At 64.5% G+C, this 245-nt stretch carries 1 protein-coding gene; it reads left to right on the top strand.

What is annotated here, in order from left to right; genetic code table 11:
• A partial coding sequence (locus tag ACLIYP_RS30990; RefSeq protein WP_412716367.1) for a DUF397 domain-containing protein occupies positions 1-114 on the top strand: 114 nt, incomplete at its 5' end.
• Between the last annotated feature and the right edge of the window lie 131 nt (positions 115-245).

Below are 245 nucleotides of genomic sequence, written 5' to 3'. Positions count from 1 at the left end.
GCGGCCACCCCTGGCGCCATCCATGTCCGCGACTCTAAGGACATACAGGGCCCGCAGCTCGCCTTCGCGCCTGCCGCATGGGCCGACTTCCTGTCGCGCACGGCAGGCCGCTGACCCCAACAGCCCGTCCTGGAACTTTTCCTCCTCCGAATCTGCCTTCTTCCTCCGCTTCGGAGACGCATTCCTCTGCTTCGGCAGATGCAGCCCGTTTTCCTGCTCCTGCTTGTAGCGGGTGTGGTTGAGGA

Source organism: Streptomyces nanhaiensis (assembly GCF_046614825.1).
In the GTDB taxonomy this organism is placed as follows: Bacteria; Actinomycetota; Actinomycetes; order Streptomycetales; family Streptomycetaceae; genus Streptomyces; species Streptomyces radiopugnans.
This window is presented reverse-complemented; position numbering and strand designations above follow the sequence as displayed.